The following is a 17,921-nucleotide window of genomic DNA, read 5'->3' as shown; positions in this document are numbered from 1 at the left end:
GCCCATAATCGCCATAGTCGCGACCCGGCGTGATCGTCAGTTCGCGATCATAGGGGTCGGCCGCGATCACGCTGCCCTGCCCTGCCAGAATCGCGGCGATGCGGTTGAACGGCGCGGTGTTATATCCGCCACCTGCCGCCGGGGTCCGTTCGCGCGCCTCGGTATAGGCGGCGCCGCAACAGCTTTCGTCGCGATTGGTATAATCGCCGATCAGACGGATCGACAGATCGTCATTCGGCTCGATCAGCGCCTGTCCGCGCAGGAAATAACGGTCGCGGTCATTGGTGTCGCCTACCTTGTTTCCGGTCGTATCGACCAGCTTGTAGAAACCGTCACGCTTGGACCATACCCCGTCCAGGCTGAGCGCGATGCCATCGGCCAACGGCCCGGTGACACGGCCCGACAGCCGCCAATAATCATAATTGCCGTAGGTGATCTCACCCTTGGCGCTGAACGTGTTTTCCGGCGCCTTGCTGATGATGTTGATCAGGCCCGCCGACGCATTGCGGCCAAACAGCGTCCCCTGCGGCCCGCGCAGCACTTCTACCCGCTCGATCTCGCCCAGTTCGTTGAGGCCCGCGCCGGTGCGCGAGCGATACACGCCGTCGATGAACACCGCGACCGAGCTTTCCAGGCCGGGATTGTCGCCGACCGTGCCGATGCCGCGAATACGCGCCGACGCATTGGCTTCCGATCCGGTCGATGACACCAGCAGCGACGGGGCCAGCTGGTTCAATGTGCGGATGTCGCTGGCGCCGCTATTCTGCATCGCCTGCGCGCTGACGGCGGACACCGCGATCGGCACGTCGGACAGAGGACTCGCGCGCCGGGTGGCGGTCACGATGATTTCCGCACTGTCCTGATCGGCGGCGGCTTGCGGCGCGGTCGTGTCCTGTGCGGCGGCGGGCATCGCCATCGTCAATGCGATCATGCCGGCGGTCGTCAGCCAAAGGCTCTTGTCTGTCATCATGGTCGTTCCTCTCCTGCCCGCACGCCTTTTCGACGTATCGGGTGCTGCCCTAGTTTATGATGCCACAGCAGGGCGAAGGCAAGAGAGCCTAGCTTTTCTGCGCCTTTTGCGATGTCTGGTGGCGTGATATTCACACCCTGTTGCCTATCAGCAACAGCTTAAAATCCGGTTTCCGTAGCGTTTCTTTACGATAACGGAAAGCGTAACAATCGATCGGAAACAGGGACCAAAGCGCTCGCACCCGGTCCCACCACCCGCCGAATCTCTCCATGACCCGCATCCAGCCCTCCCGTCAGCGCCCCCAGCGCGGGTAGAATCAGCTTTGTCGACGACTCCACGAAGCAGCGGCGCGCAACATGGCGTCCACGCACCGACAGGCGGAATTTGGGGTGGAAATGGCCGGAGATTTCAGGCCGTGGATCGTCCGGTTGCGCTTCATGCCGCAGGATGATCCCGCCCAGTTCCGCCTCGACCAGCCTGCGTCCTCCCGGCATGTCCGCCACGCCGACGTCATGATTACCCGTAATCCAGGTCCAGTCCAGCCTTTCCGTAAGGGAAACCAGCCGTTCGCGCGCGCGCGGGTCCAGCCGTGCGGCGCCATCGGCATCGTGAAAACTGTCGCCCAGCGACCAGACCGACCGCGCGCCCGTCTGCGCCACCAACCCCTCGATCAGGTCCAGCGTCGCCTCGCTGTCATGGGGCGGCAGGAACTGGCCGAAGCGGGCATACCAGCTCGCTTTCTCGAAATGCAGGTCGGCGACCAGCAAGGCCGCGCGCGCGGGCCAGAAGAGCGCAGCCTGCGGCAGCGCCAGAAACGCCTCACCAGCGAACGAAAGGGGAACCATGGCCCGGCTATGCGCCGATGCGGTCCCGCTTTCAAGAGGGCCGATGAACGCCTATAGCGCCGCCATGTCCGATACCGCGCCTTGCCCCGACCCTTTCACCGTCGCCGCCCTCTATCGCTTTGCCACCTTCGATGATCCCCAGGGCATCGCCGCGGATCTGCGCACCCTCTGTGGGGCGCTCGACATGCGCGGCACGCTGATCGTCGCGGACGAAGGGATTAACGGCACGGTCGCTGGCCGTGCGGACGCGATTACGTCCTTGATCGATCATCTGCGCCAGTTGCCCGGCTGCGCCGATCTGGACGTCAAATATGCAACCGCGCAGGCCGCGCCCTTCGCCCGGATGAAGGTGAAGGTAAAGCGCGAGATCGTGACGCTGGGCGTGGGCGATCTTGATCCGGCAAATCAGGCCGGCACCCATCTTGACCCCGCCGACTGGAACGCGCTGATCGCTGATCCCGACACGATCGTCATCGACACGCGCAACGCCTATGAAGTCGCAGTCGGCACCTTCGATCGCGCCATCGACCCCGGCACCCGCGCCTTTCGCGACTTTCCCGGCTGGTTCGACGCCTTTGCCGCCGACCTGAAGGCACAGGGGCGCAACCCGAAGATCGCGATGTTCTGCACCGGCGGCATACGCTGCGAAAAATCCACCGCCCTGGTCAAGTCGCGCGGTTTCGACGATGTCTTCCACCTGAAGGGCGGAATCCTGCGCTATCTGGAGGAAATGCCCGAAGGCGATAGCCGCTGGCAGGGGGATTGCTACGTGTTCGATGAACGGGTGGCGGTGGGCCATGGCCTCAAGGTTGGCGACTATGTGACCTGCCGAGCCTGCGGCCTGCCCTATCCCCGCGACGCGGCCCATATATGCGCCGCCGACGGATCAGGGGTGTGGCCGCATCGGGGATAGAAACACCCAACTCCGTTCGTTTCGAGCGAAGTCGAGAAACCTGTGCGCTACGTTTCTCGACTTCGCTCGAAACGAAGGGGTTTAGGCGCTGTCTCCGTCTCCACCAGTTCCGCAATCTCGAACGCATAGCTTTTCCAGCCCCGCATCCGCGCGCCGTCCTCCGCTGCCCCACGCTTCTTCTTCGCCTCGGCCAGGGAGCGCACATGGCCCCAGAACACTTCCGTCTTGCCATTTTCCAGCACCGCGACGATCCGCCAATAATGGGTGAGGGGGTCCGCCGTCGGCCCGATCGTCTTGACATAGCCGTCCGCCATGGTGGCGGTCAGATAGCGTTTCCGACGCGCCATCGGCTCAGGCCCGGTAGCGGTGCAGTCCCGCCCCGTTGGCACGCAGCCACGCCCGCGCAGGCCGGGGGTCCGCCCCAAGGATTCGCGCATGCGCGGCGTGAAAGGCCGCGCTATGATCCATATGCAGCAGATGCGCCAGTTCATGCGCCACGGTCGACCGGCGCACGTCGGGCGGGCAGAGGATCAGCCGCCAGCTGTAGCGGATCGCACCGGACGAACTGCAACTTCCCCAGCGGCTGCGCGGATCGCCCACGCCCACTGACGCGACGATCAGGCCATGTTCGCGCGCCAGTTCCGTCGTTTCGGTCTCCAGCACCGCCCGCGCCCGCGCCACCAGCCAGCGCTGCACGCGCGCGCTGACCGACTCCGCCGCCCCGCCCAGCATCAGCCGGTCGTCCGCCAGCCGGATCGTACGCGACGCACCCTCGATCCAGCAGATGCGGACGTCCCGTCCCTCCAGCGGAAATGTCGCGCCATCGTCCAGCAGGGTCATCGCCGGTTGCGCCGCCATTTGCGTACGCACCCAGCCTTCATGCTGCTGCGCCCAGCCCAGCGCGCGCTTCAGGTTCGCCCGCACCGGCATCGACAGGCGCAATTCGCCGCGCGCGCCGTCGATCGTCAGCCGGTAGGCGCGGGACCGTGCGGACCGGCGCACCCGCACCGGCATCGCCACGCCGTCGATCAGGATCGCGACGTCGGGATCAGATGTCCCGGTCGACAAGATGATTCTCCAGGTCGCCCGCTTCCGCCTCCGCCACGGTCCAGCCGCGCACCGACTCCTGCGCGCGATGCACCGCTTCCCGGTCGCCGCAGACCAGATAATGCCAGTCGGGTAACGGCTCCCCCGCTTCACGCAGGCGATAGGCGCAGGTGCGCGGCAGCCAGCTGATCTGCTTCACCTTGGCCGGGGTCAGCCGCACGCAATCGGGCACGAATTTGCGGCGATTCCGGTAGCTGGTGCACTGGCCGCTATGGCGGTCAAGCAGGCGGCAGGCGACATTGGTGGGGTAGATATGCCCCGTATCCTCATCCTCCGCCTTGTGCAGGCAGCATTTTCCGCACCCGTCGCACAATGCCTCCCACTGGGCGGCATCCAGCGTGTGGAGAGGCTTTTCCCAGAAGTCCAAGCCCTATTTCACCCATTTCCTGAGGGCAGCCAGCACCTTGTCCGGCGCGCCTTCGTCCACGTCCGGCGTGCCCGGATCATCGACCGGGACCAGCGCGACCGGCTTGCCGTCGGGATCGAACAGATATGGCGTGCGGCTGTGGCTGACCAGATAATCCTTGTCCCCAGGCTTACCCTCCACATTGTAGAGGACGACGAAATCCTTGGCGACCTTGGCGATCTGCTCCGGCGTGCCGGTCAGGCCGATGAGGCGCGGGTGGAAAGCCGCGACATAGGGTTTGAGGACCGCAGGGGTATCGCGCGCCGGATCGACGCTGATGAAGATCGGCTGGACCTTCGCCGCCAGCGCGGGCTGCGCCTTTTCGAACTGGCTGAACGCCTGCATGATGCGTTGCAGGTCGACCGGGCAGACATCCGGGCAATAGGTGTAACCGAAATAGACCAGGCGATACTGGCCCTTGAAATCGTCCCAGCTTCTGGGCTTGCCATCCTGATCGGTCAGGGTGAAAGGCGCGCCGATCCGCGCGCCCGCCAGTTCGCCCTGCGCGCTATCGCCGCTTGATGCGTTCCCGTCCGTCCCCATATTGCACGCAGCCAGCAGGGCCAGCAGCGGCAGGGCGATCGCAATCTTTGCTTTGTTCATGGTGCCGCCAGCCATGCCTTGCTATGGGCCGATTTGCAAATGATACGGGGCAGATGATGAGCAAGACCGGGTTGAGCGCATGGATGGGTCTGGGGCGCGCCGCCGCATTGACGCTGGCGCTGCTGTCCCCGGTCGCCGCGCAGGCGCAATTTTCCGACAATTATAATTTCCTGAAGGCCGTGAAGGATGCCGACGGGCAGAAGGTCACCGACCTGCTGCAAAAGCCCGGCTCCACCGTGGTCAACAGCCGCGACGTCACATCGGGCGAGACCGCGCTGCACATCATCATCGCACGGCGCGACGCCACCTGGCTCGCCTTCATGCTGGCCAAGGGGGCGAACCCCAATCTGGCCGACAATGAAGGCAACACCCCGCTGATGAAGGCGGTGCAGGGCCGGTTCGAGGAGGGGGCACGCACGCTGATCGCGCGCGGCGCGCAGGTGGACAAGACCAATGGCAGCGGCGAAACCCCGCTGATCCGCGCGGTGCAACTGCGCGATCTGGGGCTGGTCCGGCTGCTCGTGGCGCAGGGGGCCGATCCCGACAAGCGCGATTCCATCGCCGGCATGTCCGCCCGCGACTATGCCAACCGGGACAACCGCACGCCCGGCCTTGCCGAAGCGCTCGCCGCCGCCAAGACCAGCACCACGCCCAAAGGCCCGGTGCAGGGTCCGGTATTCTGAGCCAAAGCCCGGCCTACCAGCCGATCTCGGCTGCATGATCGGGATCGTTGATCGCCGTCAGCCGCCGCGCCGCCCGCCGGGCGAAGCGTAATGTCTCCGCCTTGCGCCGGGCCGCGGCCAATGGCTCAATCGGCGCGGGACGGATCAGTTCAGCGTCATATTGATCTGCGACGATCAGGCCGGTGCGCGCGGGCCACAGCGATTCACTGTCGAACAGCGACAGGTCGAACCCCATCGGCACTGCCCAATAATAGCGGTCGCAATAGTCGAAATAATCGGGCCATTTCATGTCGCCCAGCAAATCCGCCCGGCTGCACTTGATCTCCACGATCGTCAGCCGCCCCGCCCCGTCGATCGCCATGATGTCGGCGCGCCGCCCGTTGGGCAGCGGCACTTCCATTATGCCGCTCGTGTCGTGGCGGAAAAACAGCCGCAACGTCCCCCGCGCCACCGCCAGCGCGGTGCCGTCGGTCAGGGGGGAACAGCTTTCGATCGGGGCGCTACTCATGGCGCGACTTTAGAACAAGTCAGGAACAAAAGAAAAGGCCGATTCGGTAAAACCCGAACCGGCCTTTTCATGATCCACCCCAAAGGAAGCGCGCCAATCGCGCGCCATCGCTCAACGATAGAAGATATGATTGTCGATCATTGCCAGCTTGGCCTTGCCCCAGCCCGGCGAAACGCGGCGGGCGTGGAAGAACAGGGCGCCTTCGGCCCGGCTGTTCCAGCTGTCGTCCATGGCGATCTGGGCGATGGCGACGGCCTCGCGCCAGGCGTTGCTTTCGATGCGGATCGGCGGCATCCCGTGCCCGCGTACGAAGCTGAACTGGCTGGGCTGATAGACGACGCCGCACAGGCTGTCGGCAAAGCGGCCCGATTTGGCGCGGTTGATGATCACCCGTGCCACGGCCAGCTGGCCTTCCAGGCTTTCGCCCTTGGATTCGAAATAGACCGCTCCGGCCAGGCATTTCATGTCGCCGTCCACGGCTTCGGCGTCGCCATGGGCGTCGACCAGCGCGGCCAGGCTGCTCGCCTGCATGTCGGATTCGGTGGAATAGGTCAGATCGGCCTTGGAGGCCGAAGCCAGCGGCTGCACGATTTCGCGCGGCGCGGCAAAAGTGATTGCGGGCTTCTGTGCGGCCCCAGGCGCTGTCGTCAGCGCGTCGTCGCTGGACAGGGACGCTACCGAATGGATCGACTCACCGGCGATCGACATGTCGGAAGCGGTCACGGCCGCTGTAGCGGACAGCGCAAATGCCACGATGATCGCGGCCCTCAATCGAAAACTCATTATGACTCAAAAACGTGCGGTTCTTGGCCTTGGACGTCGTCTTATACCCATATTCCTTGACGTCTGGCCGCCCCCCGTCTGCGTGTTTACCAAATCCGCCCCCCTTGGACGAATGCAGCAACCTGCGCGTTCAGCGTTGGCGGGCCTCTGCACGGACCATTGCACTATGTCAACGATCAGCAGATCGTTTCAGCGGCGAACCGTTCTGCTTCTGGGATATCGAGTTCGATTATCCACAGGTCGGGGTCCGACCTGCGCCGACGCGCCACATAGGTGGCGAGCGCCTCCGGGCCATCCTCCGGAGACGGTCCACAGCGCATCAACGCATAGCCGCCGGCAAAGTTCGATACACGCTCGAACAAACCAGTTTCTTTCCCCTTTTCAAGGGCTTGCACCAATATGACGCCGCTCGTTTCGTCGCCCTTGACGATGATCGTGGCAAAGCCGCCACCCGCATTGGTGCGCCGCACCAGCGCATTGACCAGGATCGCGCTGGTCAGCCGCGCGCCATCCTGCGACTCAGCCACCATATCCCGGCAGCGATGACAGCGGGAATTGCGACCGCATGAAGGTGCCGGTGCCGCGCCCGACCTCCTCGCCATCGGAATCGATCAGGCTGGCCTCGGCCACATAGACGCGGCGCTTGCCGCTGATCCAGCGTCCCTCGGCCCGAATCCGGCCCGGCGCGATCGGCCTGGTGAACAGCAGGTTGAACGCGGTGGTCAGCAGGAATCGGTCACTGACCAGGCTGTTGGCCGCGTAAAAGGCCGCATCGTCCAGCATCTTGAAATAGACGGTGCCGTGGACCGCCCCGGCGGCATGAAACTGGCTTTCATCGACATCGAAATCGATGATGCAACGCCCCGGTTCCTGAATCGCGATATCCGACCGAAACAACCGGTTGATCGGCGCGGAGCGATAGAGATTTTCCAGCGCACGGAAATGCGCGGTCTCGCCGCTTGCGGGCGTGCCTGCCTCAGGCAGCGTCACGCGCCCCGCCACCGGCCAGCAGCGCGTGCAGCGCCGCGTCCGACTTGGCCCCGCGCAACCGCGCGACCTGATTGTCGTCACGCAGATAGCGCGACACCCGCGCCAGCGTCTTGAGATGTTCCGCTCCGCTATCGACCGGCGACAGCAGTGCAAAGACGATATCGACCGGCGCATCGTCGACCGCATCGAACGGCACCGGCGGATCGAGCAGCACGACCAGCCCGCACATGCGGTCCAGCCCGGCAATCTTGGCATGGGGAATGGCGACGCCGCCGCCAAATCCGGTCGAACCCAGCCGTTCCCGCTCGAACAGGGCGTCGCCAACCTCGTCGGCGTCCAGCCCATAGGCGCAGGCCGCGAGCGTCGCGATCTTCTGGAACAACTGCTTCTTGCCGTTTACCGTCAGGCCGGTGGCGAGCGCGTCCGCTGAAACGATGTCGTGGAAATCAACCATGGTCTGTCCGAACCAGCCGAGCCGCGCTCAGCCTGGGGTCTAGATGCGCGGTGATCGGGGAATAGAAAGCCCGGCCCCATAAGCCGCCTGCACCATCAGGTCAACAGGCGGCCCATGGCGACTGGCTGGTTCAGCGCGCCGTCATGCGTGGTTCGACCCAACCGATGGTCCCGTCATGGCGACGATAGACCATGTTGTAGGCCGCGGTGCCGGCATTGACGAACAGCAGCGCATTGGTGTTGCGCAGGTCCAGCATCATCACCGCGTCGGACACGCTGGCTTCGGGAATATCGACGCGCGTTTCCGCAACGATCAGCGGGGAATCCTCGACCTCCTCCTGCTCGTCCGCGGGCGAGGCGAAGATGGTGTAGCCCGCCCCGTCAATATCATCGACGCTCAAGCTGCTGACCCGCTGCGCTTCGGCCGCACTGGCCTGGCTGTGCCGGTCCTTCAGGCGGCGCATATAGCGGCGCAGCTGCTTTTCGATCCGGTCCGCCGCCTGGTCAAAGGACGGATGCGCCTCCTGCGCCTCGCCTGCTCCTTTCAGGATCAGGCCGGTCATCACATGACAGATGATGTCGCAGTGGAAGGCGCCGTGCGGCGCGGGTCGAAAGGTCACATGGGCCGAAATCGTGCGGGAAAAATATTTCTCGGCCATCGCCTCCATGCGGTCTGCGACATGCTGCTTGAGCGCATCGCCCGTGTCGACCTGATGCCCGGAAACACGAATATCCATATGCCTTCTCCTTATTCTTGCCGGGTCGCAGGAAGCGGCCCGGATAAACTGGAGGCACGGACACGGGCCTTTGTGTCAGCCCGCCAGCGCCTCCTCCAGCCAGATCGGCTTGTCCAGGGTCGCGATGAACCTGCCATGCCGTTCCAGCTCCGCCGCACTCGCTGCAAAAACGCGCGCGGGACGAACAGGGCGAACCATGGCGCCAGCGCCAAGTTCCCCGTCGATGGCTGCTTTTTCCTCCTCCTGTGCAAGACCCAGGCCGATCTGACGGCCGCCGGTCAGTTCGATGTAAAGCTGCGCCAGCAATTCGGCGTCCAGCAGCGCGCCATGCTTGATGCGATGGCTGCGATCGATGCCGTAGCGGGTGCAGAGCGCGTCCAGGCTGTGCTTGGCGCCCGGATGCAGCGTCCGGGCGATCGCCACCGTGTCGATCATCCGCGTCATCGACACATCGGGCCGCCCGCACAGCCGCAATTCATGGTTCAGGAAGCCGAAATCGAAGCGCGCATTATGCGCGACCAGCGGGCTATCCTCCAGAAAGGCGAGCAGTTCATCCACACCGCTGGCGAACAGCGGCTTGTCCTTCAGGAAAATCGACGACAGGCCATGCACCGCCTCGGCCGCCGCAGGCATGTCGCGCTGCGGGTTGTAATAGGCATGGAAGGTCCGCCCGCTTGGCACGCGATTGATCAGTTCGATGCAGCCGATCTCGACCAGTCGGTCGCCGGAGGCCGGATCGAATCCGGTCGTTTCGGTATCGAAAATAATCTCGCGCATCGCCCTCTTCATATCGACTCTTGGGCAAACCCTTATCGGCCTATCTTTGCCCCAAGGCAAGCGACCAGACGCCGCACCTGCGCGCGAGTCTGGGTAAAGGTCGTGCCGGTTTGGATGATATGATCGGCCCGCCGCCTTTTTTCAGCGTCGGGCGTCTGGAGATGGACGATCCGGCGGAATTTGGCGGGCGTCATACCCGGCCGCGCCAGCACCCGCTTACGCTGTTTCCACGCCGGCGCGGTGACGACGATGACGCCGGCCAGCCGCTTGTGCCCATGGGTCTCGAACAGCAGCGGCACATCGAGAATCACGAAACGGCGCGAGCGGTGCCGTTGCAGGAACCTGCGCCGCGCCGCCTGCACGGCCGGATGGACGATGGCTTCCAGCGCCTTGAGTTCATGGGGATGGCCAAAGACCGCCGCGCCCAGTTTCGCCCGGTCCACGCCATCGGGTCCGGTCGTGCCGGGAAAGCGCGCCTCGATCGCGGGAATCAGCGCGCCGCCCGGCCCTTGCAGCCGATGGACTTCCGCGTCGGCATCGAACAGGGGCACGCCCTCCCGCCGGAACATCGCGGCGACCGCGGACTTGCCCATGCCGATCGATCCGGTCAGGCCGTAAATCTTCATGACGCTATCCGTCAGTCCGCCGCCAGCAGTAGCGCGCGCAATTGCTCGTCCAGCTCGCGCGGCGCCTGCGCATCGAAGAAGATGTCAAAGGCCAGCGCCGCCTGCCCGATCAGCATTTCCAGCCCGTCGAGCGTCTTGAGACCCCGCGCCCGCGCCGCCTTCAGCAAGTCCGTTTCCAGCGGCGCATAGACAATGTCGTAAACGGTCGCGCTGGCGGGCAGGGGGGTGAGGTCCAGGTCCAGCACCGGCTGGCCAACCATCCCCAGCGACGTGCTGTTGACCAGCAGGTCGCAGGCGGGCAGCGGATCGGTCATGCCGATGACACGACCTTTCAGCCCCGCCCGGTCGAACAAGGCCTGCCCCTTGATGGCATCGCGCGCCATGACGGTCAGGTCGGCCACGCCCAGGCTCGACAGCGCAAACAGGATCGCCCGCGCCGCGCCGCCCGCGCCGATCAGCACGGCGCTCTGCCCTTTCCATTTGTCGCGCAGCAGGGGCTGGAGGAAGCCGCCCGCATCGGTATTGGTGCCGATCAGCGGCCCGCCGGTTTCGCTGGCGATCGTGTTCATCGCCCCGATCCGCGCGCGCACCCCGCCCGGATCGTCGGTATAGTCCATCACCGCAATCTTGTGCGGAAGGGTGACATTGCAGCCCAGCCAGTCGGGATCGGCGCGCCGTTGCAGGAAATAGGCGGCCAGCCCGTCGGGCGTCACATGCGTCTTGCGATACTCCGCCTCTATATCCAGCGCTTTCAGCCAGAAATTATGGATCAGCGGCGATTTGCTGTGCGTGATCGGGTCGCCAATCACTTCGGCATAGGGGAGCGTGTCGGTCATGCCGCCAGAACGCCGCGCACGCGCAGAAAGTCAAGCAGAGGCAGCAACGGCAATCCCTGAATCGCAAACTGGCTGCCCTCCACCTTGCTGAACAGCTGCGCCCCCGGCCCCTCGATCCGGTAACAGCCCACGCACCAGCGGCATTCCTCCCAATCGCTCTCCAGATAGGCGTCGATGAAGGCGTCGGACAATGGCCGCACCGTCATCCGCACCCGCTCGACATGCCGCCAGATCGGTTCGCCGTTCAGCACGATCACCGCTGCGCTATGCAGATGATGCACCCGCCCGGACAGCAGGCGCACTATCCGCGCCGCGTCCGCCCGGTCGACCGCCTTGTCGATCATCGACCCGTCGTCCAGGCTCAAAGTCTGGTCGCATCCCAGCACCAGCCCGCCCGGCACCCGGCGCGAAACCTTGAGCGCTTTCAATTCCGCCAGCGCATCTGCCAGCGCCCGCGCGTCCAGCCCGTCGGCGCGCAACGCCTCCTTGGCCGCCTCCTCGTCCACGCCGGGCGAGAGCGCCTCGAACTCTATCTTCGCCGCCTCCAGCAGCGCCCGGCGACTTGCGCTTTGCGACGCCAGCACGATCATGATGCCGCCCCTTCATCCAGAACATGGTCGTTGAACAGGTTGATGATCGCCGCGGCCGCTTCCTCGATCGACCGGCGCGTCATGTCGATCACCGGCCAGCCATTGTCGGCGAACATGCGCCGGGCAAAGGCCAGTTCCTCCTGCACCTTCTCATTATCGACATAGGCGGTTTCCGGCGCCTGATTGAGCGAGAGCAGCCGGTTGCGCCGTATCTGGATCAGCCGATCCGGGCTGACCGTCAAGCCGACGATCATCGGATGCTTCAAGCTATAGAGGCTTTTGGGCGGCGGGGATTCCGGCACCAGCGGGATGTTGGCGGTCTTGTAACCGCGATTGGCAAGATAGATCGACGTCGGCGTCTTGGACGCGCGCGACACGCCCGCCAGCACGATGTCGGCCTCCTCCCAATTTTCATGGCCCACGCCGTCATCATGGGCGATGGTGAACTGGATCGCCTCGATCCGGGCGAAATAGGCTTCGTCCAATATATGTTTGCGCCCCGGCCGGGTCCGCGTTTCCTGCCCCAATATGTTGGACAGCGCGTCCGCCACGCTGTCCAATGCGGCGACATGGGGCAGGCCCAGCGCCCGGCAGCGCGTTTCCAGCCGCCGCCGCAACATATGGTTGGTCAGCGTGAACAGCACCAGCCCCGGATTGGCCGCGATTTCCTGCATGATCCGGTCGAGATGGACTTCGGAACGCACCATCGGCCAGAAATGCCGGATCGCTTCCACATTTTCGAACAGACCGATCGCGGCCTTGGCTATATTCTCCAGCGTTTCACCGGTGGAGTCCGACAGAAGGTGCAGATGGATGCGCGACATGGCCCATATCTGTGTGGGCAGGCTGTGGATAAAGCAAGGGAGGAGTTGGGGACAAAATCCCGCCTTTCGCTCCGTCCACGAAGCCCGGAATCTTATCCACAGACCCCCAACAGACCGATAATTTCATCCACAGGCTGTGGATAACGGGGATAGAGCGACTGACTCGGACGGCAAAGCGTCACGCAGGGGAGTCAAGCTGTTGGCAAATCCGGGCACAGCGCATAAACCCCGCTGCCAACGTCCCTACTATCTCCATCATCCTTCTGAATCCTATATTAAGAGAGAATAGATGAGCCTCGACGCGCCGCCGGTCCTTGCTACCAAGCCTCTGCTTGGCGTCCTCTCTGGCGACCGTCCGGCCATGCCGCCCATGTGGCTTATGCGCCAGGCCGGGCGCTACCTGCCCGAATATCGCGCGCTTAGGGCCGAAAAGGGCGGATTCCTCGAACTCGTCTATGACAGCGCCGCCGCTGCCGAAGTGACTCTGCAACCCCTGCGCCGATTCGGCTTTGACGGGGCGATCCTCTTTTCCGACATTCTGATCGTCCCCTACGCCATGGGACAGGATCTGTGGTTCGAGGCTGGCGAAGGCCCGCGTCTCGCGCCCATCCTCGCTGAAACCGACCTTGCCGCCCTCAAACCAGATTTCAGCCGCTTCGATGCGGTCTATGAGACGGTCCGGCAGGTCAAGGCAGCGCTTGACCCTTCCGTCACCTTCCTGGGCTTTGCTGGCAGCCCCTGGACCATCGCCACCTATATGGTTGCAGGGCAGGGCAGCAAGGATCAGGGCGCGGCCCGTCGCCTCGCCTATGGCGATCCTGTCCGCTTTGGCGCGCTGATCGACGCCATTGTCGATGCGACGGTCACCTATCTGTCGGGCCAGATCGATGCCGGGGTCGAAGCGGTGCAATTGTTCGACAGCTGGGCCGGCAGCCTGGCCCCGCTTCAGTTCGACCGCTGGGTGGTCCAGCCCAATGCCGCGATCGTGCGCAAGTTGAAGGCGCTGCATCCCGCTATCCCGATCATCGGCTTCCCCAAGGGCGCAGGCGCGAAGCTCGCCGATTATGCCGCTGGCACCGGGGTCGATGCGATCGGCGTGGATGAAACGGTCGATCCCCACTGGGCCAACCGCGTCCTGCCCACTGGGCTGGCCGTGCAGGGCAATCTCGATCCGCTGGCGCTGATCGCGGGCGGGCAGGCCGTCGAACAGGCGGTGGACAATATCCGCGCGGCCTTCGCCGACCGGCCGCACATCATGAATCTGGGCCATGGCATCCTCCCCGACACGCCGATCGCGCATGTCGAGGCGCTGATCGCCTATGTCCGCAACGGAAAGGGCGTCTGATGGCTTATCTTGGTGCCGCTTATCTCTGGGTGAAGGCTGCCCATGTGATTTTCGTCATCTTCCTGATGGCGGGATTGTTCATGATGCCGCGCTTCTTCGTCTATCATCAGGAAAGCGCGCCGGGATCGGACGAGGATCGCAAATGGATCGATCGGGAAAAGCGGCTGCTCAAGATCATCCTCAACCCCTCGCTGGTGCTGACCTGGATTTTCGGGCTGATGCTGATGGTGGAGATTGGCGCGTGGAGCTTTGGCTGGTTCCACCTCAAACTGCTCTTCGTGCTGGGCCTGTCGGCCTATCATGGCTGGATCGCTGGCTATGCCAAGAAACTGGCCAAGGGACAGCGCACCCTGACCGACAGGCAGTTGCGCCTGTTCAACGAAGTCCCCGGCATCGCCGCCGCGGTCATCGTCATCGCCGTGATCGTCAAGCCTTTTTGAGTAGGGGAGGGGTCGTCTGTCCTACACCGGTCTGTGCTGCTATTATCCCTTGGTCACTTTCCGATAGGATCAGCCCGGCGCAATAAAATGTCCGATTCACCGGGAAAAGTGCGAAGTTAAGCGGAATGACTTCACTTTGATCCGGTTGAGATAGTATCTAGGCTGGATCGACGGCGATATTGTCGATGAGCCGCGTCCTGCCCAGTTTCGCCGCGCCCAGCAGTCGGGCCGGGCGATCCAGTACATGCATCGGCTCCAGCGTCACCGCATCGCACAGCATCACATAGTCGACCGGATCAAAGCCCTGGGCGATCAGCGTCGCGCCCGCTCGCGTCAGAGCCTCCTCGACCGATCCGCCCTTTTCCATCTGCCGCTTCGCCTCGCCCAGCGCCCGCGGCAAGGCCAGCGCCGCCTTGCGCTCCTCATCGTTCAGATAGGCGTTGCGCGATGACAGGGCCAGGCCGTCCTGCGCCCGCTGGGTTGGCAGCCCGATAATCTCTATGCCCAGATCCAGATCGGCCACCATCTGCCGGATGACCGCCAGTTGCTGATAATCCTTCTCGCCGAATATCGCGACGTCGGGCCGGACCTGATTGAACAATTTGGTCACCACCGTCGCCACGCCATCGAAATGACCCGGCCGCGCCGCGCCGTCCAATCCTTCGCTGACGCCGCTGACGCTGATATTGGTGGCAAAGCCTGCCGGATACATGACGTCGACCGTTGGCGACCATAAAATGTCCACCCCGGCGGCGGACAGCATCTGCGCGTCCTTCGCCTCGCGTCGCGGATAGGCGGCCAGATCCTCGTTCGGGCCGAACTGCTTGGGATTGACGAAGATCGACACGACGACATGCCGCCCGTGCCGCCGCGCTTCCTCGACCAATGCCATATGCCCGTCATGCAATGCGCCCATGGTCGGCACCAGCGCCAGCGGCTTTCCGTCGTTTTTCAGCGTGGCGATGGCAGCGCGCAGCGCTGGCAGGTCAGACAGAGTTTGCACGGGAGGAACGGCTCCGATAAGGGCAGGGGTGACAAGGACGTCCTGCTAGGCGCGCAGTCGCTGGACGGTCAAGAATCATTGCGACAATAACGGGGTTATCAGGGGTCCAATGGCCAATTCGCAGCCACATCTCATCGTGTTCGCCAATGAAAAGGGCGGAACCGGCAAATCGACCACGGCCGTCCACACCGCGATCGCGCTGACGGCGCTGGGCCACCGCGTCAGCATGATCGACCTCGATCCGCGCCAGCGCACCGTCACGCGCTATCTGGAAAACCGCGCAGAAACCGCGCGCCGTCGCGGCATCGAACTGGTCGCGCCCAGCTTTACGGTGTTGAAGGGCGACAGTATCGACGCGCTGGAATCCGAAGCCGCCGCCGTGTCGCAGGACGCAGATTTCCTGATCGTCGACACGCCGGGCCGCGACGATCTGTTCGCCCGCCACATGGCCGCCCGCGCCAACACGCTGGTCACGCCGATGAACGACAGTTTCGTCGATTTCGACCTGATCGGGCAGGTCGATGCGGAAAGTTTCAAGGTCAAGCGCCTGTCCTTCTATTCCGAACTCATCTTTGAAGCGCGCAAGACCAGGGCCAAGGCCGATGGCGTGTCGATCGACTGGGTCGTGCTGCGCAACCGCGTCCAGCATCAGGATGCCCGCAACAAGAAGCGGGTCGGCGACGCGCTGATGGAATTGTCCCGCCGCGTCGGTTTCCGCGTCATTCCGGGCCTGTCGGAACGCGTGATCTTCCGCGAACTGTTCCCGTCCGGCCTGACCTTGCTGGACAAGGGGCATCTGGGCGAACTGGGCGTCAGCCACATCGCCGCGCGGCAGGAGTTGCGCGAAATGGTGGCGGGCCTGGCACTTCCCGAACGCAGCGGCGTCGGCTCCATGGACTTGATCGGCGCGGCCTGATGGGCTGGCTTGCGCTGTTGCTGGCGGGCCTTGCGGGCTGGCTGATCTGGACAGGAAGGCTGCAACGCATGAGCGCAAAGGACGGAATGGCGCTGGGGGCGGCGCTTGTGGGTGCCGTGCTGTCGGCCAAGGGCAAGCCGGTCATCGGCGCGCCCATGCTGATCGGTGCGGCGCTGTTTTTCGCAGGGCAGGGCAAGCTGCGCCGCAAGGGTAGGACCGCCACGCCCAAGCCTCTGCCGCCGCAGGATATTGCCCAGGCCCGCGCCCTGCTGGGCGTCGCGCCCGATGCCGATGCGGACATGATCCGCGCCGCCCATCGCCGCCTGATCGCCTCGGTCCATCCTGACAAGGGCGGGACGGAGGCATTGGCGGCCCAGATCAACGCTGCCCGCGACCTGCTGCTGCGTCATCAGGCGGAGCGTTGACCCACCGGTTCGATCCGACGCTGCTGCGCGACTATGACATGCGCGGCACGGTCGGCGAAACGCTGGACGCTGCCGACGCCTGGGCGCTGGGGCGCAGCTTCGGCACGGTCATCGCGCGGGCAGGGGGATCGCGCATCGCCCTGGGCTATGACGGGCGGCTGAGTTCACCCATGCTGGAAGAGGCGCTGGTCGACGGGCTGTGCGCCAGCGGCATCGACGTGCTGCGCATCGGGGTGGGACCGACCCCGATGCTCTATTATGCCGAAATGGTCGGCCAGGTGGACGGCGCCATTCAGATAACCGGCAGCCATAATCCCGGCGATCAAAATGGCTTCAAGCTGGTGCAGGGCCATGCGCCCTTTTTCGGCGAGGCCATCCGGCAACTGGGCGTCATGGCGGCGGCGGGCGACTGGGACGACGGCTTTGGCCAGAGTCGGAGCCTGTCGATCATCGACCGCTATGTCGATCGGCTGGTCGATGGTTTTGACGGCTGCGGCTGGCGCATCGGCTGGGATGCGGGCAATGGCGCGGCCGGGCAAGTGGTCGAGCAGCTGGTGCAGCGCCTGCCTGGTGAGCATCATCTGCTCTTCACCCACATAGACGGTCATTTTCCCAACCATCATCCCGATCCTTCCGAGGAACGGAATCTGGCCGACTTGCGCGCCCTTGTCCTTGCCAAGCAACTCGATTTCGGTGTGGCTTTCGATGGCGATGGCGACCGGCTTGGCGTGATAGACGGGCTGGGCAGGGTGATTGCGGGCGATCAGCTATTGGGCCTGTTCGTTCCGGCGGTGCTGGAAAAGCGGCCCGGCGCCGCGATTGTCGCTGATGTGAAGGCGAGTCAGGCGCTGTTCGACAGCATCGCCGCGCTGGGCGGTCGACCCGATATGTGGAAAACCGGCCACAGCCATATCAAGTCCAGAATGAAGCAGATTGGCAGCCCGCTGGGCGGCGAGATGACCGGGCATCTCTTCTTCGCCGACGATTATTATGGCTATGACGACGGTCTCTATGCCGCTGTCCGCCTGATCCGCGCCGCTCGCCCCGGTCGCAGCATCACTGACCTGCGCGGCGCGATGCCCGACCTTGCCAATACGCCGGAGCTGCGCTTTCCCGTGGTGGAGGATCGCAAATTCGGGCT

25 protein-coding genes are annotated in these 17,921 nt (G+C 64.3%); 7 read left to right on the top strand and 18 right to left on the bottom strand.

Annotated features, from left to right (window positions below):
* Both SX1_RS19945 and pdeM read right to left on the bottom strand, forming a co-directional pair.
* Positions 1-967, bottom strand: a 967-nt coding sequence (locus tag SX1_RS19945; RefSeq protein WP_043146147.1) for a TonB-dependent receptor, incomplete at its 3' end; no start/stop codon positions are given.
* A gap of 188 nt (positions 968-1,155) precedes the next feature.
* Positions 1,156-1,815: a ligase-associated DNA damage response endonuclease PdeM gene (gene pdeM / locus SX1_RS19940; protein ID WP_019054490.1), complete on the bottom strand. Its 660-nt coding sequence runs from the start codon at positions 1,813-1,815 to the stop codon at positions 1,156-1,158.
* Positions 1,816-1,858: 43 nt separating this feature from the next.
* Here pdeM and trhO point away from each other — a divergent pair, with 43 nt between their 5' ends.
* Positions 1,859-2,728, top strand: coding sequence for an oxygen-dependent tRNA uridine(34) hydroxylase TrhO (gene trhO, locus SX1_RS23110; RefSeq protein WP_019054489.1), 870 nt, complete (start codon positions 1,859-1,861; stop codon positions 2,726-2,728).
* 47 nt (positions 2,729-2,775) lie between these two features.
* Here the strand turns inward: trhO and SX1_RS19930 are convergent, their stop codons facing one another.
* Genes SX1_RS19930 through SX1_RS19915 form a run of 4 tightly spaced genes read right to left on the bottom strand, consistent with a single transcriptional unit; the run spans position 2,776 to position 4,859 of the window.
* Complete coding sequence (locus SX1_RS19930) at positions 2,776-3,075, bottom strand: hypothetical protein (protein ID WP_019054488.1); 300 nt, start codon at positions 3,073-3,075, stop codon at positions 2,776-2,778.
* A 4-nt stretch (positions 3,076-3,079) separates the two neighbouring features.
* On the bottom strand, positions 3,080-3,796 hold the full coding sequence (locus SX1_RS19925) for a M48 family metallopeptidase (RefSeq protein WP_019054487.1): 717 nt from the start codon (positions 3,794-3,796) through the stop codon (positions 3,080-3,082).
* Entirely contained in the window at positions 3,777-4,202 is a 426-nt protein-coding gene (locus SX1_RS19920) for a YcgN family cysteine cluster protein (RefSeq protein ID WP_017183176.1), read from the bottom strand. The genes SX1_RS19925 and SX1_RS19920 overlap by 20 nt, the downstream gene beginning before the upstream one ends.
* A gap of 3 nt (positions 4,203-4,205) precedes the next feature.
* Complete coding sequence (locus SX1_RS19915) at positions 4,206-4,859, bottom strand: SCO family protein (RefSeq protein WP_019054486.1); 654 nt, start codon at positions 4,857-4,859, stop codon at positions 4,206-4,208.
* Between the two features lie 41 nt (positions 4,860-4,900).
* On the opposite strand from SX1_RS19915, the gene SX1_RS19910 reads away from it, so the two are divergent.
* Positions 4,901-5,527: an ankyrin repeat domain-containing protein gene (locus SX1_RS19910; protein ID WP_026002393.1), complete on the top strand. Its 627-nt coding sequence runs from the start codon at positions 4,901-4,903 to the stop codon at positions 5,525-5,527.
* A 13-nt stretch (positions 5,528-5,540) separates the two neighbouring features.
* On the opposite strand, the gene SX1_RS19905 is transcribed toward SX1_RS19910, so the two are convergent.
* The 11 genes from SX1_RS19905 to SX1_RS19850 all read right to left on the bottom strand — a co-directional run bounded on the left by SX1_RS19905 (position 5,541) and on the right by SX1_RS19850 (position 12,651).
* Positions 5,541-6,035 (bottom strand): MmcB family DNA repair protein, encoded by a 495-nt coding sequence (locus tag SX1_RS19905; protein WP_019054485.1) that lies wholly within the window; start codon positions 6,033-6,035, stop codon positions 5,541-5,543.
* 111 nt (positions 6,036-6,146) lie between these two features.
* Positions 6,147-6,818: a cell wall hydrolase gene (locus SX1_RS19895; RefSeq protein WP_026149981.1), complete on the bottom strand. Its 672-nt coding sequence runs from the start codon at positions 6,816-6,818 to the stop codon at positions 6,147-6,149.
* Positions 6,819-6,994: 176 nt separating this feature from the next.
* Entirely contained in the window at positions 6,995-7,348 is a 354-nt protein-coding gene (locus tag SX1_RS19890) for a DUF1491 family protein (protein ID WP_019054482.1), read from the bottom strand.
* On the bottom strand, positions 7,338-7,808 hold the full coding sequence (locus SX1_RS19885) for a PaaI family thioesterase (RefSeq protein WP_026002390.1): 471 nt from the start codon (positions 7,806-7,808) through the stop codon (positions 7,338-7,340). Before SX1_RS19885 ends, SX1_RS19890 begins: the two co-directional genes overlap by 11 nt.
* Positions 7,795-8,262: a PTS sugar transporter subunit IIA gene (locus tag SX1_RS19880; protein ID WP_017183169.1), complete on the bottom strand. Its 468-nt coding sequence runs from the start codon at positions 8,260-8,262 to the stop codon at positions 7,795-7,797. Before SX1_RS19880 ends, SX1_RS19885 begins: the two co-directional genes overlap by 14 nt.
* Positions 8,263-8,392: 130 nt before the next feature.
* Positions 8,393-8,998 (bottom strand): ribosome hibernation-promoting factor, HPF/YfiA family, encoded by a 606-nt coding sequence (hpf, locus tag SX1_RS19875; RefSeq protein ID WP_017183168.1) that lies wholly within the window; start codon positions 8,996-8,998, stop codon positions 8,393-8,395.
* 75 nt (positions 8,999-9,073) lie between these two features.
* Positions 9,074-9,775 carry a DNA polymerase III subunit epsilon gene (dnaQ, locus tag SX1_RS19870; RefSeq protein WP_019054481.1) on the bottom strand — a complete coding sequence of 234 codons (702 nt, stop codon included), beginning with the start codon at positions 9,773-9,775 and terminating at the stop codon, positions 9,074-9,076.
* A 32-nt stretch (positions 9,776-9,807) separates the two neighbouring features.
* A complete protein-coding gene (gene coaE / locus SX1_RS19865) occupies positions 9,808-10,401 on the bottom strand; it encodes a dephospho-CoA kinase (RefSeq protein WP_019054480.1) in 594 nt (197 codons plus the stop codon).
* Between the two features lie 11 nt (positions 10,402-10,412).
* Positions 10,413-11,237: a shikimate dehydrogenase gene (aroE, locus tag SX1_RS19860; RefSeq protein ID WP_019054479.1), complete on the bottom strand. Its 825-nt coding sequence runs from the start codon at positions 11,235-11,237 to the stop codon at positions 10,413-10,415.
* Positions 11,234-11,827 (bottom strand): Maf family protein, encoded by a 594-nt coding sequence (locus SX1_RS19855; protein ID WP_019054478.1) that lies wholly within the window; start codon positions 11,825-11,827, stop codon positions 11,234-11,236. The genes aroE and SX1_RS19855 overlap by 4 nt, the downstream gene beginning before the upstream one ends.
* A complete protein-coding gene (locus SX1_RS19850) occupies positions 11,824-12,651 on the bottom strand; it encodes a pyruvate, water dikinase regulatory protein (protein WP_017183163.1) in 828 nt (275 codons plus the stop codon). The genes SX1_RS19855 and SX1_RS19850 overlap by 4 nt, the downstream gene beginning before the upstream one ends.
* 289 nt (positions 12,652-12,940) lie before the next feature.
* Between SX1_RS19850 and hemE the strand changes: the two genes are divergently transcribed.
* Together hemE and SX1_RS19840 are read left to right on the top strand one after the other, a co-directional pair.
* Positions 12,941-13,996, top strand: a complete 1,056-nt coding sequence (gene hemE, locus SX1_RS19845; protein ID WP_019054477.1) for a uroporphyrinogen decarboxylase — start codon at positions 12,941-12,943, stop codon at positions 13,994-13,996.
* A complete protein-coding gene (locus tag SX1_RS19840; protein WP_019054476.1) occupies positions 13,996-14,436 on the top strand; it encodes a CopD family protein in 441 nt (146 codons plus the stop codon). Before hemE ends, SX1_RS19840 begins: the two co-directional genes overlap by 1 nt.
* 157 nt (positions 14,437-14,593) lie before the next feature.
* On the opposite strand, the gene panC is transcribed toward SX1_RS19840, so the two are convergent.
* Positions 14,594-15,439 (bottom strand): pantoate--beta-alanine ligase, encoded by an 846-nt coding sequence (gene panC / locus SX1_RS19835; protein ID WP_019054475.1) that lies wholly within the window; start codon positions 15,437-15,439, stop codon positions 14,594-14,596.
* 109 nt (positions 15,440-15,548) lie between these two features.
* On the opposite strand from panC, the gene SX1_RS19830 reads away from it, so the two are divergent.
* From SX1_RS19830 to pgmG, 3 genes are all read left to right on the top strand, one after another.
* A complete protein-coding gene (locus SX1_RS19830) occupies positions 15,549-16,355 on the top strand; it encodes a division plane positioning ATPase MipZ (RefSeq protein ID WP_017183159.1) in 807 nt (268 codons plus the stop codon).
* Positions 16,355-16,780, top strand: a complete 426-nt coding sequence (locus tag SX1_RS19825; protein ID WP_019054474.1) for a J domain-containing protein — start codon at positions 16,355-16,357, stop codon at positions 16,778-16,780. The genes SX1_RS19830 and SX1_RS19825 overlap by 1 nt, the downstream gene beginning before the upstream one ends.
* Positions 16,777-17,921, top strand: a 1,145-nt coding sequence (pgmG, locus tag SX1_RS19820; protein ID WP_019054473.1) for a phosphoglucomutase/phosphomannomutase PgmG, incomplete at its 3' end; no start/stop codon positions are given. The genes SX1_RS19825 and pgmG, both read left to right, overlap by 4 nt.

The sequence above is a fragment of the Sphingobium xenophagum NBRC 107872 genome (assembly GCF_000367345.1).
GTDB classification, from domain to species: domain Bacteria; phylum Pseudomonadota; class Alphaproteobacteria; order Sphingomonadales; family Sphingomonadaceae; genus Sphingobium; species Sphingobium xenophagum.
The sequence above is the reverse complement of the archived record's forward strand: the minus strand, read 5'-3'. Positions and strand labels throughout refer to the sequence as shown.